The organism is Sedimentibacter sp. MB31-C6 (genome assembly GCF_035934735.1).
GTDB lineage: Bacteria > Bacillota > Clostridia > Tissierellales > Sedimentibacteraceae > Sedimentibacter.
Window position 1 is genome coordinate 1,810,787 of the sequence record NZ_CP142396.1, and the last position, 21,125, is coordinate 1,831,911.

Below are 21,125 nucleotides of genomic sequence, written 5' to 3' on the forward strand. Positions count from 1 at the left end.
AGAAGAAAACCAACAAAATGTCATATTTGGAAATGCTAATTTAGCAGAAAATGAAATTATAAGCAGTGAACCCATAGATAAAACTGTTAGGGATTCACATAAACACAAAGGGGAGTTAGGTTCTGAAAAGAGAACCCACTCCTTATTTTTTACTCCAGAATCAGAAGGAAGAGATTTCTTTGCAGTTTTAAAAGATGTTCAGGAATATATTTCAAGCAATTACTCTATTCTCATTACTGATGGAACAGTGAAGGACTCTAAGGAACATTTAAAAAGATATATATCTAAATATATACAAGATAGCAGGATTTCTGTAAAAGGAATGAACAGCGAAGAACTTATCGATGAGCTCTACAGTGAAATGGCTGAGTTCGGATTCTTAACAAAATATATCTATGGAAAAGGAATTGAGGAAATAGATATTAATTCATGGAAGGATATTGAGATACAATATTCCGATGGCAGATGCGAGAAACTGGAGGAGCACTTTGATTCACCTGAACATGCCATCAATGTGATAAGGAGAATGCTTCATATATCAGGTATGGTACTTGATAATGCCAGTCCCGCTGTTCTTGGGCATTTATCCAAAAATATTCGTATTGCAGTACTAAAGACTCCGTTGGTAGATGAAGATGTGGGTATATCGGCATCTATTCGTATTGTAAATCCACATAATATGAAGAAAGAAGATTTTATAAATGGGGGAACTGCAACAGATCCTATGTTGGATTTTCTATCAGAATGTATCCGTTATGGAATTTCTGTCTGTGTGGCAGGGGCAACAAGCTCAGGAAAAACAACCATAGCTGGATGGCTGCTGACTACCATTCCTGATAATAAGCGAATATTTACCATTGAAAATGGTTCCCGTGAGCTTGCCTTGGTTCGTGAAAAGGATGGAAGAGTGACTAACTCTGTTGTCCATACCATTACTCGTGACAGCGAAAATGAAAGACAAAGAATAGACCAAATTACACTGCTTGATATGTCCCTTAGATTTAATCCAGATATTATTGTTGTGGGAGAGATGCGTGGAGCGGAAGCCAATGCAGCACAGGAAGCAGCAAGGACAGGGGTAGCTGTTCTTACCACTATACATTCAAATTCTTGTGAGGCAACATACAGAAGGATGGTATCCCTTTGTAAAAGGGCAGTGGATATGACAGATGAAACACTTATGGGTTATGTAACTGAGGCCTATCCTATAGTTGTATTTTGTAAGCAACTTGAAAATAAGGAAAGAAAATTGATGGAGATTATGGAATGTGAAATATTGTCTGATGGCAGCAGAAATTATAGACCGCTGTTTCAGTACATTATTACTGAAAATAGAATGAAAGATGGAGAGTTTATAATTAAAGGCTATCATGAACAGGTTAACAGCATATCAGAGAGCCTATCAAAGAGATTTTTAGAAAATGGAATGCCAATCAGTACTATAGAAAAACTTAAAAAGAAGGAGGTACAAAGTCTATGAGTACCATCTTGTTAATGGCCTGTATTGGAATGATTACAGGTTTTTTTATTTTGTTTGATATCTCCCCAATGGAGTTTACGGATAGTATCTTTAAAGGGTTACTGAACAAGCCTAAGAGCATTAAAGATGAGATTAATGAAACTACTAAACGGAAAAAGTTATCTTTTTTCAGACGTGAAATTGCTGAAGTTCAGGAGATATTAAGAGTAACTGGAAGAGAGAGTAAGTTTCCTATGCTTTGTGCCTTATCTCTTTTACTCTTTGCCATAGGAGTATCTATTGCCATTATTCTTGGAAATTTGTTTTTAGTTCCAGTAATGGCAATAGGTTTTATGCTTATACCATTTTGGTATGTTCGTATTACCCAGACTCACTTTAAAAAAGCTATATCAGCTGAACTTGAAACAGCTCTTAGTATTATCACAACAGCATATCTAAGAAATGAGGATATTTTAACTGCTGTGGAAGAAAATATGAATTATTTAAATCCTCCAGTACTATCTGTATTTAGGGAATTTGTATCTAGAATAAAACTTATAAATCCAGATGTTATAGCATCCTTACAAGAGATGAAGGGAAGAATCGATAATGCAGTCTTTCATGAGTGGTGCGATGCTTTAATTGCTTGTCAGTTTGACAGAAGTTTAAAGACAACACTAACTCCCATTGTAAGCAAATTGTCTGATATGCGAGTAGTGAACGGAGAACTTGAAAATATGGTGTTTGAACCAAGAAAAGAATTTATTACTATGCAGATATTGGTTATTGGCAATATTCCTCTTTTATATTTTCTCAATAAGGATTGGTATCATACACTGATGCATACAGTCATGGGGCAGATAATTATATCCGTTTGCATTGCAGCCATTTTTATATCTACAGCTTTTGTAATTAAATTAACTCAGCCAATAGAGTATAGGAGGTAGAAAAGATGACATTTTTAATTATTATCTTTGGGATACTCCTAGCTCTGGGACTGTTTTTTATAATAGCTGATGTTTTAAAGCTCCCAAGTCTGGCTGCACAAAGGGCAATGCAATCTGCAGGAAAGCAGGGAAGCGCAAAGATAAAAAATATAGATATAATGATTCAAGGATGGGCAGTAAAGCTTTCTAAATACATTCCCATTGATGAGTATAAAAGAAATCGAATGAAAAATACACTGAATGCATCTGGTATAAATATGACACCAGAAGAATATATGGCATCTGCCATAATCAAATCAGGCTTAATTGCATTGGGGGTAGTTCCCTCCTTAATAATATTACCGCTTTTAGCACCAGTTATTGTATTCTTAAGTGTCCTAGTATATTTTAAGGAGATAGGAAAAGCCGATGAAGAGCTGAAGGAAAAAAGAGACAAAATAGAAAGAGAGCTGCCAAGATTTGTAGCAACCATTACTCAAGAGTTAAAGGCAAGCAGAGATGTATTGTCCATTTTAGAGAACTTTAAGAAAAATGCTGGTGAAGATTTCACAGATGAACTGGATATCTTAACTGCAGATATGCGATCTTCGTCCTATGAGGCAGCACTTACAAGATTTGAGGCAAGAATCAACTCACCTATGCTGTCGGATATTACAAGGGGATTAATCGGGGTTTTACGTGGAGATGATGGAACTATGTATTTTCAAATGCTCTCCCATGATATGAAACAGCTTGAACTTCAAAGATTAAAGGCACAGGCTATGAAGATACCTCCTAAGATTCGAGTGTTTTCTTTTGTAATGCTTATGTGTTTCTTAATGACTTATATGGCCATTATCATATATGAAATTATACGTTCCCTTAGTGGAATGTTTTAGGGGGTGTCTATTTGTATAAGATTTTAAGATCCAAGCAAGGAGAGGGATATATAGATGTGGCAGTACTGGTTCTTTGTGCCATGCTTGTTATTGCTCTTGCAGTTAGAGTATTCCCAGCTTATATTATAAAACAACAGGTAGATACCTTTGCTACTGAACTTATGAGAGAAGCAGAAATTGCAGGTAGAGTTGGAACAGAAACTACAAATAGGGAACTTATACTTCGAGAAAAAACAGGTATTACACCAACTGTCACATGGTCGAAATCAGGAAGAATTCAATTAAATGAAGAGATAACTGTCACCGTCACTTTTGAAACTAATATCGGTTTATTCGGTGGATTTGGCTCCTTTCCTGTTACCCTAAGAGCTGATGCCGCTGGGAAATCAGAAGTATATTGGAAGTAGGTGAAATATTGTATAAACTTAAAAGAATATTAACCGATAAAAAAGGTAGTTCTTTCCCCTTAATTATTGCAGTGACTTTGTGTCTCGTAATGATTTTCACAGGAATATCTGAATATTTTAGGCTGATGATCATTGCCCAAGGTGTTCGGGATGCTGTTCAGGATGCAGTAATTTCTACTGTGAATGATAATTATGATGATGTTTATCATGGAGTTCGTGAAGGCTATTCAGGAGGATATCAGCCTATGGCAGATGACTTTGAAGAATCTCTAGATTATGGGGATATCTATAATAGACTGGATGCAATTCTTGGCTTAAGACAAAGCGGCGGATATCATAGAAAAACTACATTAGATGGAAAGATGGAGTTTCAATTATGGAATTTAGAAGTAGATATAAGGAATGCGCCATTAGCTTCAGGTGATAGAGCAGATTCAAGGTTTGAGGCAGACAGCAGTATAATGCTTGAAGTACCAGTATCCTTTGGGGGAAGACTTCTGCCAAGTATGAGGATGAAAATAAAGACAAGTGCGGGCTATACCCCTAAATTTTAAGAAGTTTAAGAAATAAATAGACTTTTAGAAAATCTTGTGGTAGGGTGTGGCTTATAAGGAATATATATTTAGATTTAAAAAGGAGGCAAAATCCTATGAATAATATAAATGATAAAACTAAAAGGAGACTAATAGTCTCTGGTGGATTAATAATCAGTTTAATACTTATAGTTTTAATAAGTGGCCAGTTTAGGAAAGAACCTATAACAGAAGCGGAATTACCAATTCAAAGTGAAGATTCTATAGATATTATATTAGAAACACCTGAAATTACAGAAAAAGAATATGAAATTATAGTACCAGAAATTGAGATTACTGATATAGAAACAAAGGATAATGGAGTAATAGATACTGGAACTGAACAAACTATTCAAAGCAATCCAGAAAAACCAAAAGAACCTACAAAGGAACAACTTGAAGATCCAACGAACAAACCTAATGGTGAGAAAGTGGAAATACCACCAGAACCTGTGGAGCATAATAAAGTAGAGAAACCAGCAGAAACACCTAAAAAGGATGATGAGCCACAAGGCGGAGATACCAATAATAAAGGGCAGACCTACCTACCTGGATTTGGGTGGATAGAGAATAGTGGGGAAAACCAAGGTACTACAGCTGAAGATATGTATGAGAATGGAAATAAGATAGGAGATATGAATTAAATAAGAATAGCAATGTTAGACACTACAGAGATGTAGTGTTTTTTCTTTGCAGAAAGGAGAGAAAATGAAAAGAAAAATTAAGATATTAATAACGCTGATAATGATAATTAGCATAATATTGCCCGTTGTTGTATTTGCAGTTGGAGATGGGAATATAGATTCAGGCGGCGGTGGAATGGGAGATGGAACTAGTACTGATAAATGGTCTCCTGGATATGACGGTGTGCGTGTAACTGTAGTTCGTGCAAGGGATTATTCTGTAGTAACTACTCCTATTGATTTAACTAATAAGCAACCTCCATCTACTATGTTTCATTTTGATAAAGTATCTAAGCTTCAATATAACAGTGGGAGAGGTTTGACACCTATGCAAGGGGCATATTCTTATGTTAATCCATCTCAAAGCATGCCAAGAATTGTAAGTACAAATGGTAGTAATAATATTGCAGCTATAAAAAGTTATTTTACAGATGAACAAGTAATAAGGTCAATAGCATCAATCACAGGTATGGATTTTGATATATTAATTGGTGGAGAGTATAAATTACTCTTAGAGCCGATGGCATATTACACATTCCAAGGTGTTATGATTGCCACAACTGCAACGGAAGCTGCTATGTATGATGAGCAAGTAAACGGACTACTTAGAACTAAGATGACATCTTTATCTCATAAAAACTTGCCCCTTGCTATGTTTCTTGAAGTGGGTGATTTGGGATATCCTGCATGGAAGGGAAGTACTACAAAAGCAGCATCCAATGCAGATATAAAATCTTCTCTTGGACTTGGTATTGTACGATTTACAGAACAACCTGAGCCACCAATTGTAAGTGCATATGATTATGAATATAGAGTAAATACAGAAGTAATCACTTCAGTTATGATTAGCGGAGGACAGTCAGATCCTGATAGACCGACTCGAGTAAGTTTTATTATTGATGGAAGAACCTATAATGTTGGAAATATATATTATCCAGATGGAGACTCACAGCTTGCATGGGTCAAGTGGTCAACTCCTGATACAGAGCAGGATATGGTAATTGATGTAGTAGTGAGTGGACCGGGCAGTACAGTAAATTCTACCATCAATGTTAAGATAGTTGACTTAGATAAAAATCCCCCACCAAATCCAGTAGCTGATGATAGAAATGACTCTTTTTCTCACTCTTCTGTTCCGAATAGAGAAGAGAAAACAACAGCTAAGTGGAGTATATGGAGGCCTTGGTGGCAGGAATATTGGGTATGGCACAGTACTGGTGAGGATTCAGGTTATTGGTGCGATCATGGATGGTGGGAATTTGACCTTGAACAATACACAGCAAAACTTTCCAGTGATATGAAAATTACAAACGATAGTAAAAACCCTACTGCAAATGGGAGTACATTTAAAAGTGGATATGGAATCAATCAAACCGTCACTGGAAATGTGAGCACTAATCAAAGTTCAGCAATAACCTACCCACAGAATGCTGTTTCCTATTTTCCAGAATTCCAATATGAAACATATTGGAGATTATTAGAACGTATTTCAAGTGGTTCAAATGCTAGGTTTGAGTTTAAAAGAAATAATTATTCTACTTACAAGAATAGTACACATTTTACTCCGATTTGGATGCCAGATGGGACATATACAGTAAATACTTGGCTTATAGATGCATGGACTCCTGTTGGAATGCTTTCTATGAATCTAACAGATTCGCTTGAAATAAGGGGGAACTTATGGCAAGACTGGCATATAGCACCCTTAAAACCCTAAATCAAACAGAAAAAGAAAGGTGGTTTTTTATGAATATAAATAGGAAAATAGCACTAACAATGTGCTTGCTGTTGATTGGCATATTGATGTTTAGCACTACAGTATTAGCTTCTGGAACAGGAGATGTAGCAGGAGCAATTGAAGGGACATGGAGCGATGCATCAGGACAGATAAAAACAGTTGTAAATAAAGTTGTATTTCCTGCAATAGATCTCATTTTAGCAGTGTTTTTCTTTGCAAAGCTTGGTACTGCTTATTTTGATTATAGAAAGCATGGACAATTTGAATGGGCGGCACCAGCTATTTTGTTTGCATGTTTGGTGTTTACCCTAACTGCACCGGTATATATTTGGAGAATACTTGGAATGTAGAGAAAAGAAATAGCCACTACATCATACTTAGTGTAGTGGCTTAAAACCTATTAGAATAGTAATGTGGACATATTCTACTGTGCTGTATTTCATAATTGTATTTCTAAATTATATTTCTAGTATATTTGGAACAACTATTAATCTTTCTTATTTAAAGTAGGGCATTTGGTAATAATTGTTTGTCAAAGCATTGGTGTGCTTTTCTAAGTTACATATTTTACAAGAAAGTTGCATATTACAAACATCGTTTATTCCGCCCTGTTCAAGAGGAACTATATGATCAAAATGAATTTCACCATCTGGCAATAAGGAGTTGAATCCTGATAAATCTTTACCGCAAAAAACACATTTTCCTCTATCTCTAAAAGTTATAGCTCTTTTTACCCATTTAGGAATATAACTCCTCTTTTGTATATTGTTTTCAAAAGGCATAGCAAAAAACTTATTTAATTCAAGCAAAAAGGCCCTATTTTGAAAAAGAATATACTCAACTTCGCAGGCTAATTGATAAGTAAAATTAGAAAACAATCCATCATGGGCTTTGTCGATAAATTCTGTAAATTGGCAATACATATCTAAATAATCAATATTGGTATCGTTAAGTTCATAATACTCATCTTTCCATTTTGATAAATTAATTTCATTATTAAAATAGATTTTGATGCCTTGTATTGACCAAGTGAATGGGTTAAAGTCTAAGTCTGTTTCAACATCTTTATTATTCATGTAATTTGCTTGTTCAAAAAAAACTGTGTCAACTAACCAACAGCAAAAACTTCTTAGCACCGACTCTTCGCTAAAATTTTCAGGTTCAACCTGATAAAAGCTATCTACAAAAATACAAATAGGATTTCCAATTTCATTGTTCATTACATTATTGTATGCGAGTTGGCAGAAATAATATACATTAAAATACTTCATATCAAGCATCATTTGTTTACCACACCTCTTCAAATAAATATTGTTGTAACTATATAAATTCGTTTCTTAAGTGTTAAGTTTTATATCTATTTTTCAAAAAGTTTTTCTCAATAGATATATAGGATATTTGCTGTTATGATACCATATTCTGTTGATGCTTACAATCAGATTTATGTAAACACGGATTGGCAGATATTTGGTATTTAGTAATTTATAAAGGTATAATTCTATTTACAAATCTAGAATGATGCATATTTTTTTCAAAAGGGGGTGAATAAAATGTTTATCTGGGATTTTCTCTTAGGTGATGTAATGGATCAAATTATAGATTGGTTTTATGGTCAGCTGGTAGGATTTCTAGCTGACTTCTTTGCTCAGATGGGAAATATGGGAGTAGAGCTTTTTGAGATGAGTTGGGTTCAGTCAATAGTTTTATTCTTTTCTTATCTTGCATGGTCACTCTATGGAATAGGACTTGTAGTGTCTTGTTTTGAAACGGGGATTGAATACCAATATGGCAGAGGAAGTATTAAGGATGCAGCCTTAAATGCAATTAAAGGATTTATGGCAGTAAGTCTTTTTAATACAGTGCCCATAGAGCTATATAAGTTATCCGTTAATTTACAAGCAAGTTTAACAGCTGGTATTACTGGTTATGGCAGCGGAATAGGTGAATTGACAACATCTATTATTGGGCAGTTAAATAATGTAGGAGATATTACAAATGTTGGAGGCTCAGGAATATTCGGTGGGATTTCTATGATAACAAGTCCGTTTATGGCTCTCTTCATTATTATCCTAATGGGATATGCAGTAATTAAAGTATTTTTTGCAAACCTAAAAAGAGGTGGAATCTTACTTATACAGATAGCCGTTGGAAGTCTGTATATGTTTTCTGTTCCTCGTGGTTATATAGATGGATTCGTTCAATGGTGCAAGCAGATAATCGGTCTATGTCTTACCACATTTCTTCAAGCAACCATATTAACTGCAGGACTTATGGTAGTAAAAGATCATGCATTATTAGGACTTGGATTAATGTTATCAGCAGGGGAAGTACCAAGGATTGCTGGAGCATTTGGACTAGATACATCTACTCGTGCTAATATGATGAGCGCAGTTTATACAGCACAGGCAGCTGTTAATACAACAAAAACTATAGTACAAGCAGTACCAAAATAAAGATAAAATAGGAGGATTTAATGAAACTGATATATGTTGCATCTCCATATAAGGGAGATATTGAAAAAAATATAGAATATGCTAAAGAGGCATGCCGTTATGTATTAAATCAAGGCAATGCCTTTTTTTGTCCCCATCTGCTTTATCCTCAGATTTTAGATGATAATAATCCAGAAGAAAGAAGATTAGGAATTAATATAGGAAAAGAATTTTTAACAAAATGTGATGAACTATGGGCATTTGGAGGACATATTTCTCAAGGAATGTTTGAAGAAATTGAGTTTGCTAGAAAGATAGGAATTCCTGTAAAAAGAATTATACAGCTTGATTTTGAAATAGAAGAACAGGAACTCTTAAAATTAGGGATGTATTGATGATTACATTGGGAAGTCTTTTCGATGGGATAGGAGGATTTCCCCTTGCTGCTGTCCATAATGGAATTACTCCTATATGGGCAAGTGAAATAGAGTCCTTTCCTATTGAAGTGACTAAAATAAGATTTCCTGACATGCTCCATGTGGGAGATGTTACAAAGCTAAAAGGAGAAGAATTACCTCCTGTAGATATCATAACAGGAGGTTCACCATGTCAAGACTTATCGGTTGCAGGTACAAGAGCAGGACTTGCTGGTGAACGTTCAGGTTTATTTATGGATCAAATAAGAATAACAAAAGAAATGAGGTATGCAGATGCAAAAAGAGGAAAGGCAAATCACCTTATCAGACCTCGATACTTCGTTTGGGAAAATGTCCCTGGAGCATTCTCAAGTGCAGGAGGAGAAGACTTCAAAGCGGTACTTGAAGAAACCGCAAGAATTGCAGACAGCACCATATTTATACCTAGACCTCCGGGAGGGGTATGGAAATCTGCTGGGTGCATATTGGGATACGAATTCACTATTGCTTGGAGAGTTCTCGATGCTCAATACTGGGGTGTCCCCCAAAGACGTAAAAGAATCTTTCTTGTCGCAGATTTTGGAGGACACACCGCACCCAAAATACTATTTGAGCAAGACAGCATGTTTAGGGATACTCAGGAGAGCTAAAGTAAGAGGCAAGGAACTTCCTAAACAATTAAGAATAGCTTTAGAAATTCAAGGCGAAGTGGAAGGTGCAGAACGAGAATCTAATGATAATATAATTACTAAATATAAGGCATACCATATTAATCAACGCAATGAAGGGATTGATTTAAATGGAATTTCAGGAGCCTTGATGGCAACCCAGAATATGCAGATGCAGACTTTTGTTACAGAACCTATGCTGTGTCTGAATGATCAGGGTGGTGATCGAATGGACATAACAGAGAATATCACCTCTACACTAAGAGCCAGCATGGGAGGGAATCAGCCCATAGTAATAGCATCCCAGCAAGATGGTTCAGAAATATGTAATGGCGCTTACCCAAACATTCCATCAGCAGCAGGAACAAGTGGCAACAATCAACCTATTCTATTCGATAATCACGGTAAAGACTGCAGATACAATGGTCCTCTTAAAGTAGCACCAACAATAGCTACAACCTATGGAACAGGCGGCAATAATGTACCGCTGGTATCAAAACCGATTAATTCAGACAGTTATTGTATTGCAGGAAATACCATAGACAGACAGGATCATAATGGTGGAAATGGATGTGGGTTTCAAGAAAATATCAGCTATACTCTTACTACAAGTGATATACATGCTATCTGCCATCCTGAATCTAAAACTTATCAAAATACAGTAGGAGCATTGTGTGGAAGTGATGAAAAAGGCATTGGTAACCAATATGTGAGCCAAGATAAATGTATTGTGGATAATGGGAAAATGATGTTTGGACAGTCGGAATTTGCTAATTACAAGGAAGGATGTGCAACACTTCGAGCAGAAGGTGGGGATAACGGAGGAGGAAGTGAAAACCTTGTAACCACAAAGAATCTTGTACGAAGATTAACACCATTGGAATGTGAAAGACTCCAAGGATTTCCTGATGGATGGACTAAAATAAAAAAGTCATCTGATAGTGCAAGATATAAAGCATTAGGCAATAGTGTAGCAATTCCTTGTGTAGATTATATTATGCGAGGGATTGCTTATTTTATTAGAGAATTCAAGGAAGAAACGGAGGAATAAACAGTGTACATGTACCCAGATAATCTAAAAGCCAAGGCAACTCTATGGCTATGGGAACTAAGAGACCTTGGCATCATTGGAATAGGTCTTCTTATTTCTGTATTTGCACTATCACAGCTGGGGTTTATGGCCCCAATTGTAATAACAGCAGTATATGCTTTCTTAACTATAAAATTTGAAGACACAAGTATATTAAATTTTATTCGATATGCCTGTGCCTTTTTTCTTTTAAAGCAGCAAATCTTTGAATGGAGGTTATGAAATTGGCAAGAAAACAGAAACAAAAAGAAAGACAAAAGCAGTCTACTAAAGAACTTATTGGGATTGATGAAATTACAGATTATAGCCTTAAAACTCCATATGGAGAACTAGTATATTTTATTATTCATCCAACCAATATCTCAGTATTATCGGATGAAAGTGTAAGTGCTAGAATATATGCACTTATGACAGTGTTAAAAGGAATAGCTGAAATAGAGATGTTATGTCTTAATTCAAAAGAAAACTTTGATGATAACAAGCAATATTTGAAGAAAAGAATGGAGATGGAGCAAAATCCTATTATAAGAAAACTGTTACAGCAGGATAGTACTAATCTTGATAGAATGCAGGTGCAGATGGCAACTGCCCGTGAGTTTTTAATTATTATAAGGCTTAAAGATGAGAAGGAATCAAATGTATTTCCTTATCTTGCAAGGATAGAAAAGAGTTTGAAAGATCAAGGCTTTGTAGCTAGAAGAGCAGACAAGACTGATATTAAGAGACTCCTTGGAGTATATTATGAGCAGAATGTAACAACGGAAAGGTATGAAGATTATGATGGAGAGAGGTGGGTGGTATTTGGAGATATGTAAATTTTAGTAAATGCAAGTTTATTTAATAGAATGTACATGCTATAATATGTATAAATTAGGAGTTTATCTGGAGGATAGGTATGATGAAAGATATTAAACGATTAGCCAATAATTTTCGAAATGCTATAGATATAGCTAGGGAGTTAGGAGAGTTTGAACGGGACCTTTCATTTTGTAATTTTCCACGTGGATGCTGTGGTGATACTAGTGATTTGTTAGCACAGTTTCTGTTGGAAAACGACATTAGAACATATTATGTTTGTGGTACGTTTAGACGTGGTTCATTTGAAAACGTCCAGTCTCATGCATGGTTATTGACGGATAATCAGATTATAATAGATATTACTGGCGATCAGTTCAGAAATAATCCGTACTTTTTGAATTATGATAAATCAGTCTATGTTGGAGCAGAGGATGATTTTCATAGATTATTTGAAGTTGAAGATAGGAATGTTCGTGAAAATATTGGATTAGATGCTTTGGGTAGTTTTTGCCAGCCAAGACTATATGGGCTGTATAGGAAGATTATTAAATACATTTAAAAATATATAATGTTTTTAAGAGAACCTATAGTATAGTTAAAAAGATAGATTAATATAAACGGATTATTGCTATAACTTATGGCACAGGGATTCCTATTGATTAAATCATCAGCATTGAGGTGTGAATTATGAACAAAAATAGTACAGCTAAACAATTTGATAAAGTCTCATTAGAATATGATTTTGTAGTTTCATTAACTGAGAAAGAGGATGATATTCTTCTTGAAAACATGCCTAAACAAAGAGGTAAAGTGCTAGATATAGGTTGTGGTTCTGGGAATAGGTGTATTTTATTATCCAGATATTTTGAGCAAGTAGTTGGAATTGATATATCGGATTCATTTTTACAAATAGCCGAGAAGAAGAAAAATATTAATGGCATAAATAATGTTTCGTTTATAAATATGAATGCTGATGAAATGTACTTTGAAGAAAAGTTTGACATGATTATCAGCCGTACAACATTCCACCATCTTGATATTGAAAATGTACTTAGCCGTTGCATTTCATTAATCAACAATGGAGGAGTCATATATATCAAAGATAATGTTTCAGAAAACCCTACTCCTGCCAAATGGACATATGTTGTTGGAGCATTATTGGAGTTTTTACCTAACTGGAGGCGTTATGGGCTAAAGAATGCTCAAAGAGTCTTTTCTCATAGCGTTTCGAGAGAATGGCTTTCGCATTTGGCTGAAGATAGATATTTATCAGAAAGTGAATATTATAGAATCTATGAAAAATACCTTCCAGGTTGCTTTTTTATAAAGGAAGGATGGGCGATGAATGTGATTTGGAAAAGTAATTAGTTTACATGATATATAGTTATATATAGCCTTACACTCTAAATGTGTAGGGTTTTTTAATGTATAAAAAAGAAAGGGAGGCAAGAGAATGTTATGGTGAAAAGGCGAGTATCTATCATCGAAGATGAAAAAATCAAAACCTTTATAGACATGATAGCTCCATCCATCATCAAATTTAACACAGACCATTTTATCTGTGGCAATACCTATAGATGTGTATGGGCACTCAGGGAATACCCAACAAGCACCAGTGAGCAAGCAATTCTTCGTCATTTAGGGGAGAAGGATGGTGTAACTCTTAGAATATATACTAGGCAGGTAACTCCAAGTGAAGAAAAGAAAATCATTCATAATGCAGCTAATAAAAATAGGATGAATACCGATAATACAAATGATTTACAGCAGACTGTAACAGCAGAAAGCAATCTACAGGATGTTGTGACCCTTGTATCAGAAATGCATAGGAACAGAGAACCACTACTTCACTGTGCAGTATATATCGAACTTATTGCAAGTGATTATGATAGCTTGAAGTTATTGCAGACGGATGTACTTACAGAGCTTGTAAGAAGTAAATTAAATGTAGATAGGCTTATGCTCAGGCAACAGCAAGGCTTTTTATGTGTAGGTCCAACGGGCAGGAATATATTTGGAAGCCAATTTGAAAGGGTACTTCCAGCATCTTCCGTTGCCAATCTTTATCCCTTTAACTATTCAGGAAAGACTGATAGCAATGGCTTTTATTTAGGCAGGGATAAATTTGGTTCAAATATTATTGTAGATTTTGATAAAAGAGATGATGATAAAACTAATCCTTGTATTCTAATCCTTGGAAATTCAGGACAAGGGAAAAGTTATTTATTAAAGCTGATATTATGCAATATATTAGAATCAGGAAAGAATGTCATATGTCTTGATCCAGAGCATGAGTATGTAGAACTAGCAGAAAATATAGGTGGGTGCTTTGTGGATTTAATGAGTGGAGAGTATATGATAAATCCATTAGAACCAAAAACCTGGGATGAAGGAGGAAGTCCGCATGACAAGGATGCCCCTATAGCATTCAGACAAGCCACCAAACTAAGCCAGCATATAAGCTTTTTAAAGGATTTCTTCCGGTGTTATAAAGATTTTGATGATAGGCATATAGATGTAATAGAAATTATGCTTGGCAAAATTTATAAGAAATGGAACATCAGTGACAGCACCAATTTCAGTCAATTAGAATCATTTGATTATCCTATTTTATCAGACTTATATACCTTGATAGAGGAAGAATACAAAGGCTATGAAAAGGGAAAGTATCAGCTCTATACAGCAGAACTATTACAAGAAATCTTACTAGGACTTCATTCAATGTGCCAAGGAGCGGAAAGCAAATTTTTCAATGGACACACAAATATAACTTCAAATAGATTTATTGTATTTGGTGTAAAGGGGTTATTACAAGCCAGCAAAAATGTAAAGAATGCATTGTTATTTAATGTATTATCCTTTATGTCAGATAAACTACTTACAGAAGGAAATACTGCAGCAGGGATAGATGAGCTATATCTGTTCCTTACCAATCTTACTGCAATAGAATATATACGTAATTTTATGAAGCGAGTGCGAAAGAAAGAATCAGCGGTAATACTTAGCAGTCAAAACCTTGAGGACTTCAATATTGAAGGAATTAGGGAGCTGACAAAGCCACTGTTTTCTATTCCAGCACACGCTTTTTTATTTAATGCAGGAAACATTGATAAGCATTTCTATATGGATACTCTACAGCTTGAAGAGTCAGAATACAATCTGATTAAATTTCCTCAAAGAGGGGTTTGCTTATATAAATGCGGCAATGAAAGATATAATTTGGCTGTCCATGCTCCAGCATATAAAGAAAAATTATTTGGAAAGGCAGGCGGCAGATAGTGATTATTGAAAAAGATCAGTGGTTTAAAACGCAGGAAAAAATTGAATCTTGTAGAAAAGGAAAGCAAGGCATTATGGATGATTTGAGGGTATGTATCAGCTACACTCCAGATAAAGATAATGACTTGCTTTGTTTTATGGAGCAATATCTAAAGGCAGAAAAGAAGAATCGACCAAGATTATTGAAACAGATAAAGTACTGTATCAATGGTGAGGAATATGAAAATCCATTCCTTGCATATAACCAGTATGGTGAAGGGCATATTGATAAGTTCAACAGTATTCTTAATGAATATATTGACAAACTAAAGCTCTCTGATGGAGATCCCATGAAGATATCTAAAATTATTGAAAGCACTATATTAAAGATAAATGAACTCCATGATCTATGTCATGGTCAGCTTATAGATGCTTGGAGGAATGAAAGACTCACAGAATATATTATAACTGTTTCTCAATATGCAGGGTTTCAAAATGCTAAGGACATCATCGAAGGGAAGAAACAATGGTAAGGTGGTGGATATGTGGATTTAAGAGAGCAGAAGATTGGAATTGAAGTTGAAATGACAGGCATAACAAGAAGGAGAGCTGCTGAAGTAATTGCTGAATATCTTGGCTCTACTGTTAATCATGAAGGAGGGGGTTATGGTACTTATAGTGTAAGAGATAATGAGGATAGGAAGTGGAAACTTGTAAGTGATGGTAGTATTAAGTGTCAGAAAAGGGTGGGAAATAGAAAGCAATTAGCTGACAGAGAATATAGTGTGGAGCTTGTCAGTCCTATCTGCAGGTATGAAGATATAGAAAAGGTACAGGAGATGATACGAAAACTAAGAGAGGCTGGAGCCTTCAGTAATAAGTCCTGCGGAATCCATATTCATATCAATGCGGCACCATTTGAAGCTTATCAGCTTAGAAATCTTGTGAATATTGTAGCAGCAAAAGAAGATATGATATATAAAGCATTAAAGGTAGATTCAGAGAGGGAGAATCGCTATTGCAAAAAGATTGATAAAGATTTCTTGGAAAAACTGAATAAGCAGAAACCAAAAACAATAAGTGGAATTCAAAGTCTTTGGTATAAGGGAAGGGATGGAAGCCATCAGCATTACCATGACAGCAGGTATAGATGTTTGAATCTACATTCAGTTTTTCAAAAAGGAACAATAGAGTTTCGTGCCTTTAATGGGTCTTTACATGCTGGAAAATTAAAAGCATATATACAGTTTTGTATGGCAATAACAGCCCAAGCTTATAACCAAAGGTCTGCAAGTCCAATAAAAACTGTATCTGAAAATGAGAAATATACATTTCGTGTGTGGCTTCTTCGTTTAGGGATGATAGGAGATGAATTTAAGACAGCAAGAAAACATCTCTTAGATAATTTAGAAGGAAATATAGCTTGGAAATCACCAGAGCAGGCAGAAGCACAAAAAGAAAGACTAAGAAAAAAGAGAGAAGAAGAACTTTTAGAAGAGGAAGAAATTATGGAAAATGAAAATAATAATATGGAAATAGCTGAGCAGGAGGAAGAATCTCCTGCTTTTACTATGTCTATGAATCAGTAGGAGGTCAAGATGGAAGAAACAAAGATAGATAAAGACTCAACTCATAAACTATATATTGCCTATGGAAGCAACCTAAACTTAAATCAGATGAAACACAGATGTCCTACTGCGGGAGTCATTGGAACATCGGAACTGAAAGATTATGAGCTTGTGTTCCGTGGGTCAAGACATAATGCAGTAGCAACTGTAGAACCATCTAAAGGAAGTACAGTACCGATTTTACTATGGAGTATCAAGCCTGATGATGAGAAAGCACTTGACAGATATGAAGGATATCCAAGTTTTTATGAGAAGGCTGGAGTTGATATCACCATAGGTGATCACAAAACTACAGCGATGATTTATATAATGACAGCAGGGCATAAGCTGGGGAATCCATCAGAAAATTATCTAAAAACCATAGAGGAAGGTTATATTGATGCAGGATTTGATACAAATATTCTTCATAGTGCAGTAGAGAAAAACCAAAATAAAATAGAAGAGTTCAAAGAGATGGATGAATACGAACCTAAGCAGGTAGACATATTTGGAATGAGATGGTGGTGATGAAAAATGGCAGATCCTGCTTCAATGGGAGTTATTGCAAAGGCAGGAATATCGGCCTTGTCAGATGAAAGACTGAGAAAAGGAATCGGATGGACTATTGCAGCAATCCTGTCTCCTTTTATATTAATCATTGTTATTCTATGCGGGTTACTTTCAGGAACAGCAAGTCATAACAATAATGCCTTATACTTATCCTTTAATGAATCCAGTATATCAGGGAATATTCCTGAAGAATACAAGGGACATATAGAAGATATGCGTAGGAGCTTTTTAATACTTGATGGGAAGATGGAGGAGGTAAACAGCCAAATAGAAGATGGAAATAGTCTAGACTCAATCAGAGTTAAGGCTATTTTTTATTCCTTGTATTTCGGCGAAAATCATCCATCTAGGGTGAATCAAGGAAAGTATATCGATTGCTTTGTTACTTATGAGGAACGAACAAGAACCATAACTGATTCAGAGGGTAATGAGTATGAAGAAATTTATATAGTGGCTATCCCAATAACAAATCTATCAGAAATATATAAGAATATAGAATTAGAGATGGGGAATGCAGTGAACTATGAAGATATGGCAAATGCCAATGAGATCTATTATAGGATAAAATATGGAACTCCTGCACCAAGTGAAGGCGATAGTTTTGCTGAATGGGAGGACTGGATACAAAGCCTTACTCCAGAAGAACTGGAGAATTTATATAATGATTTGCCAGAAGGAGAGAAAGGTTCTGAAATATTGAGACTTGCCATGTCAAGACTAGGGGATCCTTATTCACAAGAAAGAAGGGGACAAGGCAGATATACTGATTGCAGTTATTTAACCCTATGGAGCTATCGTCAGATAGGCATTAATCTCCCGCCAACTGCAGCAGAGCAGGCAAGATTCTGTGTAAATAACAATCTTACTGTTTCAAAAAATGATTTAGTACCTGGAGATTTAGTGTTTTGGAGTCATCAGCCAAATGGAAGATTTATGAATATTACTCATGTAGGAGTCTATGCAGGAGGTGGTAAGGTTATCGATGCTTCTTATTCAAAGGGCAAGGTAGTGTACCGAAATTTATTTGATTCAAATAAACAGGTGCTGTATGGGAGACCACATATTTTAAAATAAAAGGGGGACTCTTTATGTTAATTACAAAGGCAATATTACAAAGAAAAATATCTGAATTCAATACACAAAATTGTGTAATTGAAGGTATTGAATTAATGAATGGGGATGAGTTTGAAGAATTTAGTAACAATTTATTAGAAGACAGGGACTTCATTATAGAAAGAAAAGAAGAAATGTATAGAGACTCTGAAGGACAGATCCATGTATTATTGGCACTTGATAGGGAAGGTGGAGATGGGATTTTAATTGATAGTCAAGGACACAATTATGCAAGGTATACCGCATTTATGCCAAATATAATGCCCTATATTGAACAGCAAATTTCAATAGCTGCAGGACAAATAATAAAGGAAGCTGCAGAAAATTCATCCAATGATAGCTGGGCTATTTACTTTGATGAAATAGAAGAAAACCATGGGTTAATAGTAAAAGAAAATAATGGAATAGGTACAATGCTTTTAGATGAACTGCATAGAAGAGAAGAAATTGCAGAGATTGAAATTGAAGACGAATGCTTTGATATTACCTTATATCTTGATTACTGTATTAACTTAGATGAAGAAATAAATCCAAGTCAAAATATGAAAATGTAGGAGGAATTGCATATGGATAATATAGAAAAGACAATTCGTATTTTAAAAATTGAACCGCAGAAATTACCTTATGAAAAGGAAATAAATAATGATTTGGAAGGTATCCAAGGAGAAGTTGAAGGACTATTTGAATGCATTTATCTAGATGATAATTGCATATTAGTATGTAATGAAGAAGGAAAACTAAATGGAATGGAGTTAAATCGAAGGGTTGGTAATGACATTATTGCCGGTCCTTTTTTTATTGCAGGAGATAGTTGTGATGGAGAATTTATCTCCCTTACTGATGAACAAGTAGAACAATATACAAATGAATTCAGTAAAATTCAAGAGTTTACTGGTGAAGAACCTGAGGCACAGCCGAGAATGGAATTTATAAGCTTTGATTTTTAAAGGAGGGAAATAGAACATGGAAAAAGTAACACTGCAAGTGACTTTTCCAAAAGAAAAGTTAGATGCCTTAAGATTTTACATGAATGAAAAGCAGTTGACTGTTGAAGAGGAACTACAAAAGCATATTAAAAACACCTATGACAAATATGTTCCATCTGCCACCAGAAGATACCTGGACAGAAATGATAATGGCGAGGAAATGGAAAGAGAAATAGTATCTAGAACAAATGAAAACACGTCAGAAACTGTCTCTGGAAATACAACAACTAGAGGAAGGAGAAGGGCTGGGAGAAGTCAAAGTGCTGAGGAACAAGAAGAGACAGAAACAATAAATGAAGTAGAAATTGAAGAGACATCAGACCAAACTGAGGAACAAAATCAAGGGATGACAATGAGTATGTAATAGGTTTTAAATGAATTTTGAGGAAGATAGAAGGAGGAAAAGTTTAGATGAAAAAGGACGTAGTTAGGATTAGTGTTGATGCTGAAAAGCTGAGAGCTGTTAAAAGATATATGGAGAAAAAGGAAGTGGACTTAGAAGTTGAATTAGCAGACCAGCTACAAAAACTATATGAGAAGCATGTACCTATTAATGTAAGGGAATATATTGATGAGAAACAAGAAGAGGAAATTAAGGCTAAAAGACCTAAAAAGTCAGTTAAAGCTAAGGCAGTAGATGATAATAACTCTATTATACAAGAATAAGACAATTTTTGAGGGCGTACTTGCCCTTGTGTGCCATTATAAAGAGGGTGATGGCATAGTATTATACCTAATCTATAGCTAATCAAGTTTTAGGGCAAATGTGCCGACTGGCCATAGGAGAACAAGAATGGGTAAATAACTTGAGTTTCAGCTATATAATATCACAATAATTAGGATGAACCCCCCTATTGATTTTAGTGCAGGATAAAGGAAGGTGGTCAAAAGATTCCACCTTCCAGCCACATCGCCCGGCAGTGCCGTGCGATTGAAAGAAATAAGGGAGGTGGTCGAAAAAGGCATTTTATGCTCTTGTAGGTGGTCGTAAATGATATAAAGCCAATAAAATAGGGATTTACAGATGTCACATAGAGGTGGCCAAGCTGTAAAACATGGGATGTTGAGGTGAGAATAGATTGGCAGAAATAAAGAGCAAAGCAAAGAAACGGACAGCAGTATGGCTCTATCCTGAAACAATAGAGAAGATGGATGGACTGATTGAAAGAGATAATTGCAAAAGCCGCAGTGAATTTATAGATAAGGCTTTAAATTTTTATATGGGGTATCTGGTAAGTGAAGATACTACAGGATATCTATCTAAAATACTAATCTCAGCTATGCAAGGGATACTTAAAGAAACGGAGAATAGAAATGCTAATAATTTATTTCGTCTATCCGTTGAAATGAGCATGATGATGAATATACTTGCAGCTGGATTAGAAATTAGTGATGAAGAACTTAGGAGTTTAAGGGGAAGGTGTGTACAACAGGTAAAAAAGACAAGAGGTAAAGTATCTATGGAGGAGGCGATAAAGTTTCAGCAGGGAATTGGAGAGTGAT

Annotated in this window: 27 protein-coding genes; 26 read left to right on the forward strand and 1 reads right to left on the reverse strand. The window is 35.3% G+C overall.

Annotated elements, in window-relative coordinates:
• Positions 1–22: 22 nt before the first annotated feature.
• From U8307_RS08675 to U8307_RS08710, 8 genes are all read left to right on the forward strand, one after another.
• Entirely contained in the window at positions 23–1,480 is a 1,458-nt protein-coding gene (locus U8307_RS08675) for an ATPase, T2SS/T4P/T4SS family (protein WP_442985542.1), read from the forward strand.
• The gene (locus tag U8307_RS08680) at positions 1,477–2,406 is read left to right on the forward strand and encodes a type II secretion system F family protein (protein WP_326907012.1); all 930 of its coding nucleotides are present in this window, start codon (positions 1,477–1,479) and stop codon (positions 2,404–2,406) included. The genes U8307_RS08675 and U8307_RS08680 overlap by 4 nt, the downstream gene beginning before the upstream one ends.
• Before the next feature lie 5 nt (positions 2,407–2,411).
• Positions 2,412–3,284 carry a secretion protein F gene (locus tag U8307_RS08685; RefSeq protein WP_326907014.1) on the forward strand — a complete coding sequence of 291 codons (873 nt, stop codon included), beginning with the start codon at positions 2,412–2,414 and terminating at the stop codon, positions 3,282–3,284.
• 11 nt (positions 3,285–3,295) lie between these two features.
• Positions 3,296–3,691 carry a DUF4320 family protein gene (locus U8307_RS08690; RefSeq protein ID WP_326907015.1) on the forward strand — a complete coding sequence of 132 codons (396 nt, stop codon included), beginning with the start codon at positions 3,296–3,298 and terminating at the stop codon, positions 3,689–3,691.
• Positions 3,692–3,699: 8 nt separating this feature from the next.
• Positions 3,700–4,245, forward strand: a complete 546-nt coding sequence (locus U8307_RS08695) for a hypothetical protein (protein WP_326907017.1) — start codon at positions 3,700–3,702, stop codon at positions 4,243–4,245.
• 95 nt (positions 4,246–4,340) lie between these two features.
• Entirely contained in the window at positions 4,341–4,907 is a 567-nt protein-coding gene (locus U8307_RS08700) for a DUF6550 family protein (RefSeq protein WP_326907019.1), read from the forward strand.
• A 64-nt stretch (positions 4,908–4,971) separates the two neighbouring features.
• Entirely contained in the window at positions 4,972–6,663 is a 1,692-nt protein-coding gene (locus tag U8307_RS08705) for a hypothetical protein (protein WP_326907021.1), read from the forward strand.
• Between the two features lie 29 nt (positions 6,664–6,692).
• A complete protein-coding gene (locus tag U8307_RS08710) occupies positions 6,693–7,034 on the forward strand; it encodes a DUF3852 domain-containing protein (protein ID WP_326907023.1) in 342 nt (113 codons plus the stop codon).
• 147 nt (positions 7,035–7,181) lie between these two features.
• Here the strand turns inward: U8307_RS08710 and U8307_RS08715 are convergent, their stop codons facing one another.
• The gene (locus tag U8307_RS08715; protein WP_326907025.1) at positions 7,182–7,967 is read right to left on the reverse strand and encodes an HNH endonuclease; all 786 of its coding nucleotides are present in this window, start codon (positions 7,965–7,967) and stop codon (positions 7,182–7,184) included.
• 267 nt (positions 7,968–8,234) lie between these two features.
• On the opposite strand from U8307_RS08715, the gene U8307_RS08720 reads away from it, so the two are divergent.
• The 18 genes from U8307_RS08720 (at position 8,235) to U8307_RS08800 (ending at position 21,124) form a co-directional block, all read left to right on the forward strand.
• Positions 8,235–9,137, forward strand: a complete 903-nt coding sequence (locus U8307_RS08720; protein WP_326907027.1) for a conjugal transfer protein TrbL family protein — start codon at positions 8,235–8,237, stop codon at positions 9,135–9,137.
• 20 nt (positions 9,138–9,157) lie between these two features.
• Positions 9,158–9,511, forward strand: coding sequence for a DUF7768 domain-containing protein (locus U8307_RS08725; RefSeq protein WP_326907029.1), 354 nt, complete (start codon positions 9,158–9,160; stop codon positions 9,509–9,511).
• On the forward strand, positions 9,511–10,182 hold the full coding sequence (locus U8307_RS14615; protein ID WP_442985518.1) for a DNA cytosine methyltransferase: 672 nt from the start codon (positions 9,511–9,513) through the stop codon (positions 10,180–10,182). Before U8307_RS08725 ends, U8307_RS14615 begins: the two co-directional genes overlap by 1 nt.
• Before the next feature lie 289 nt (positions 10,183–10,471).
• Positions 10,472–11,251, forward strand: coding sequence for a DNA cytosine methyltransferase (locus tag U8307_RS14620; RefSeq protein ID WP_442985543.1), 780 nt, complete (start codon positions 10,472–10,474; stop codon positions 11,249–11,251).
• A gap of 3 nt (positions 11,252–11,254) precedes the next feature.
• Positions 11,255–11,512 (forward strand): hypothetical protein, encoded by a 258-nt coding sequence (locus tag U8307_RS08735; protein WP_326907031.1) that lies wholly within the window; start codon positions 11,255–11,257, stop codon positions 11,510–11,512.
• 2 nt (positions 11,513–11,514) lie between these two features.
• Positions 11,515–12,105 carry a hypothetical protein gene (locus U8307_RS08740; RefSeq protein ID WP_442985519.1) on the forward strand — a complete coding sequence of 197 codons (591 nt, stop codon included), beginning with the start codon at positions 11,515–11,517 and terminating at the stop codon, positions 12,103–12,105.
• An 80-nt stretch (positions 12,106–12,185) separates the two neighbouring features.
• Positions 12,186–12,647, forward strand: coding sequence for a hypothetical protein (locus tag U8307_RS08745; RefSeq protein WP_326907035.1), 462 nt, complete (start codon positions 12,186–12,188; stop codon positions 12,645–12,647).
• Between the two features lie 128 nt (positions 12,648–12,775).
• Positions 12,776–13,456 carry a class I SAM-dependent methyltransferase gene (locus tag U8307_RS08750; protein ID WP_326907038.1) on the forward strand — a complete coding sequence of 227 codons (681 nt, stop codon included), beginning with the start codon at positions 12,776–12,778 and terminating at the stop codon, positions 13,454–13,456.
• 90 nt (positions 13,457–13,546) lie between these two features.
• A complete protein-coding gene (locus U8307_RS08755; protein ID WP_326907040.1) occupies positions 13,547–15,367 on the forward strand; it encodes a VirB4 family type IV secretion system protein in 1,821 nt (606 codons plus the stop codon).
• 74 nt (positions 15,368–15,441) lie between these two features.
• Positions 15,442–15,879: a hypothetical protein gene (locus tag U8307_RS08760; protein ID WP_326907042.1), complete on the forward strand. Its 438-nt coding sequence runs from the start codon at positions 15,442–15,444 to the stop codon at positions 15,877–15,879.
• Positions 15,880–15,891: 12 nt separating this feature from the next.
• Positions 15,892–16,935, forward strand: coding sequence for an amidoligase family protein (locus tag U8307_RS08765; protein ID WP_326907044.1), 1,044 nt, complete (start codon positions 15,892–15,894; stop codon positions 16,933–16,935).
• 9 nt (positions 16,936–16,944) lie between these two features.
• Positions 16,945–17,481, forward strand: coding sequence for a gamma-glutamylcyclotransferase family protein (locus U8307_RS08770; RefSeq protein WP_326907046.1), 537 nt, complete (start codon positions 16,945–16,947; stop codon positions 17,479–17,481).
• 6 nt (positions 17,482–17,487) lie between these two features.
• The gene (locus tag U8307_RS08775) at positions 17,488–18,597 is read left to right on the forward strand and encodes a C40 family peptidase (protein WP_326907049.1); all 1,110 of its coding nucleotides are present in this window, start codon (positions 17,488–17,490) and stop codon (positions 18,595–18,597) included.
• A 14-nt stretch (positions 18,598–18,611) separates the two neighbouring features.
• Positions 18,612–19,190: a DUF6329 domain-containing protein gene (locus tag U8307_RS08780; protein WP_326907051.1), complete on the forward strand. Its 579-nt coding sequence runs from the start codon at positions 18,612–18,614 to the stop codon at positions 19,188–19,190.
• Positions 19,191–19,202: 12 nt separating this feature from the next.
• The gene (locus tag U8307_RS08785; RefSeq protein ID WP_326907053.1) at positions 19,203–19,583 is read left to right on the forward strand and encodes a DUF3846 domain-containing protein; all 381 of its coding nucleotides are present in this window, start codon (positions 19,203–19,205) and stop codon (positions 19,581–19,583) included.
• Between the two features lie 16 nt (positions 19,584–19,599).
• Complete coding sequence (locus tag U8307_RS08790; RefSeq protein WP_326907055.1) at positions 19,600–19,986, forward strand: DUF6103 family protein; 387 nt, start codon at positions 19,600–19,602, stop codon at positions 19,984–19,986.
• A gap of 47 nt (positions 19,987–20,033) precedes the next feature.
• Positions 20,034–20,288 carry a DUF6103 family protein gene (locus tag U8307_RS08795; RefSeq protein ID WP_326907057.1) on the forward strand — a complete coding sequence of 85 codons (255 nt, stop codon included), beginning with the start codon at positions 20,034–20,036 and terminating at the stop codon, positions 20,286–20,288.
• A gap of 482 nt (positions 20,289–20,770) precedes the next feature.
• Positions 20,771–21,124: a hypothetical protein gene (locus U8307_RS08800; protein ID WP_326911586.1), complete on the forward strand. Its 354-nt coding sequence runs from the start codon at positions 20,771–20,773 to the stop codon at positions 21,122–21,124.
• Position 21,125 lies beyond the last annotated feature (1 nt).

Excerpts from the sequence above, each read along its gene's own strand:
- U8307_RS08750 (WP_326907038.1), top strand. The coding sequence starts at position 12,776 with ATGAACAAAAATAGTACAGCTAAACAATTTGATAAAGTCTCATTAGAA.
- U8307_RS14620 (WP_442985543.1), top strand. The coding sequence starts at position 10,472 with ATGGGAGGGAATCAGCCCATAGTAATAGCATCCCAGCAAGATGGTTCA.
- U8307_RS08710 (WP_326907023.1), top strand. The coding sequence starts at position 6,693 with ATGAATATAAATAGGAAAATAGCACTAACAATGTGCTTGCTGTTGATT.
- U8307_RS08685 (WP_326907014.1), top strand. The coding sequence starts at position 2,412 with ATGACATTTTTAATTATTATCTTTGGGATACTCCTAGCTCTGGGACTG.
- U8307_RS08720 (WP_326907027.1), top strand. The coding sequence starts at position 8,235 with ATGTTTATCTGGGATTTTCTCTTAGGTGATGTAATGGATCAAATTATA.
- U8307_RS08795 (WP_326907057.1), top strand. The coding sequence starts at position 20,034 with ATGAAAAAGGACGTAGTTAGGATTAGTGTTGATGCTGAAAAGCTGAGA.
- U8307_RS08680 (WP_326907012.1), top strand. The coding sequence starts at position 1,477 with ATGAGTACCATCTTGTTAATGGCCTGTATTGGAATGATTACAGGTTTT.
- U8307_RS08705 (WP_326907021.1), top strand. The coding sequence starts at position 4,972 with ATGAAAAGAAAAATTAAGATATTAATAACGCTGATAATGATAATTAGC.
- U8307_RS14615 (WP_442985518.1), top strand. The coding sequence starts at position 9,511 with ATGATTACATTGGGAAGTCTTTTCGATGGGATAGGAGGATTTCCCCTT.
- U8307_RS08770 (WP_326907046.1), top strand. The coding sequence starts at position 16,945 with ATGGAAGAAACAAAGATAGATAAAGACTCAACTCATAAACTATATATT.
- U8307_RS08775 (WP_326907049.1), top strand. The coding sequence starts at position 17,488 with ATGGCAGATCCTGCTTCAATGGGAGTTATTGCAAAGGCAGGAATATCG.
- U8307_RS08800 (WP_326911586.1), top strand. The coding sequence starts at position 20,771 with ATGGATGGACTGATTGAAAGAGATAATTGCAAAAGCCGCAGTGAATTT.
- U8307_RS08780 (WP_326907051.1), top strand. The coding sequence starts at position 18,612 with ATGTTAATTACAAAGGCAATATTACAAAGAAAAATATCTGAATTCAAT.
- U8307_RS08700 (WP_326907019.1), top strand. The coding sequence starts at position 4,341 with ATGAATAATATAAATGATAAAACTAAAAGGAGACTAATAGTCTCTGGT.
- U8307_RS08760 (WP_326907042.1), top strand. The coding sequence starts at position 15,442 with ATGGATGATTTGAGGGTATGTATCAGCTACACTCCAGATAAAGATAAT.
- U8307_RS08785 (WP_326907053.1), top strand. The coding sequence starts at position 19,203 with ATGGATAATATAGAAAAGACAATTCGTATTTTAAAAATTGAACCGCAG.
- U8307_RS08755 (WP_326907040.1), top strand. The coding sequence starts at position 13,547 with ATGGTGAAAAGGCGAGTATCTATCATCGAAGATGAAAAAATCAAAACC.
- U8307_RS08725 (WP_326907029.1), top strand. The coding sequence starts at position 9,158 with ATGAAACTGATATATGTTGCATCTCCATATAAGGGAGATATTGAAAAA.
- U8307_RS08790 (WP_326907055.1), top strand. The coding sequence starts at position 19,600 with ATGGAAAAAGTAACACTGCAAGTGACTTTTCCAAAAGAAAAGTTAGAT.
- U8307_RS08745 (WP_326907035.1), top strand. The coding sequence starts at position 12,186 with ATGATGAAAGATATTAAACGATTAGCCAATAATTTTCGAAATGCTATA.
- U8307_RS08715 (WP_326907025.1), bottom strand. The coding sequence starts at position 7,967 with ATGATGCTTGATATGAAGTATTTTAATGTATATTATTTCTGCCAACTC.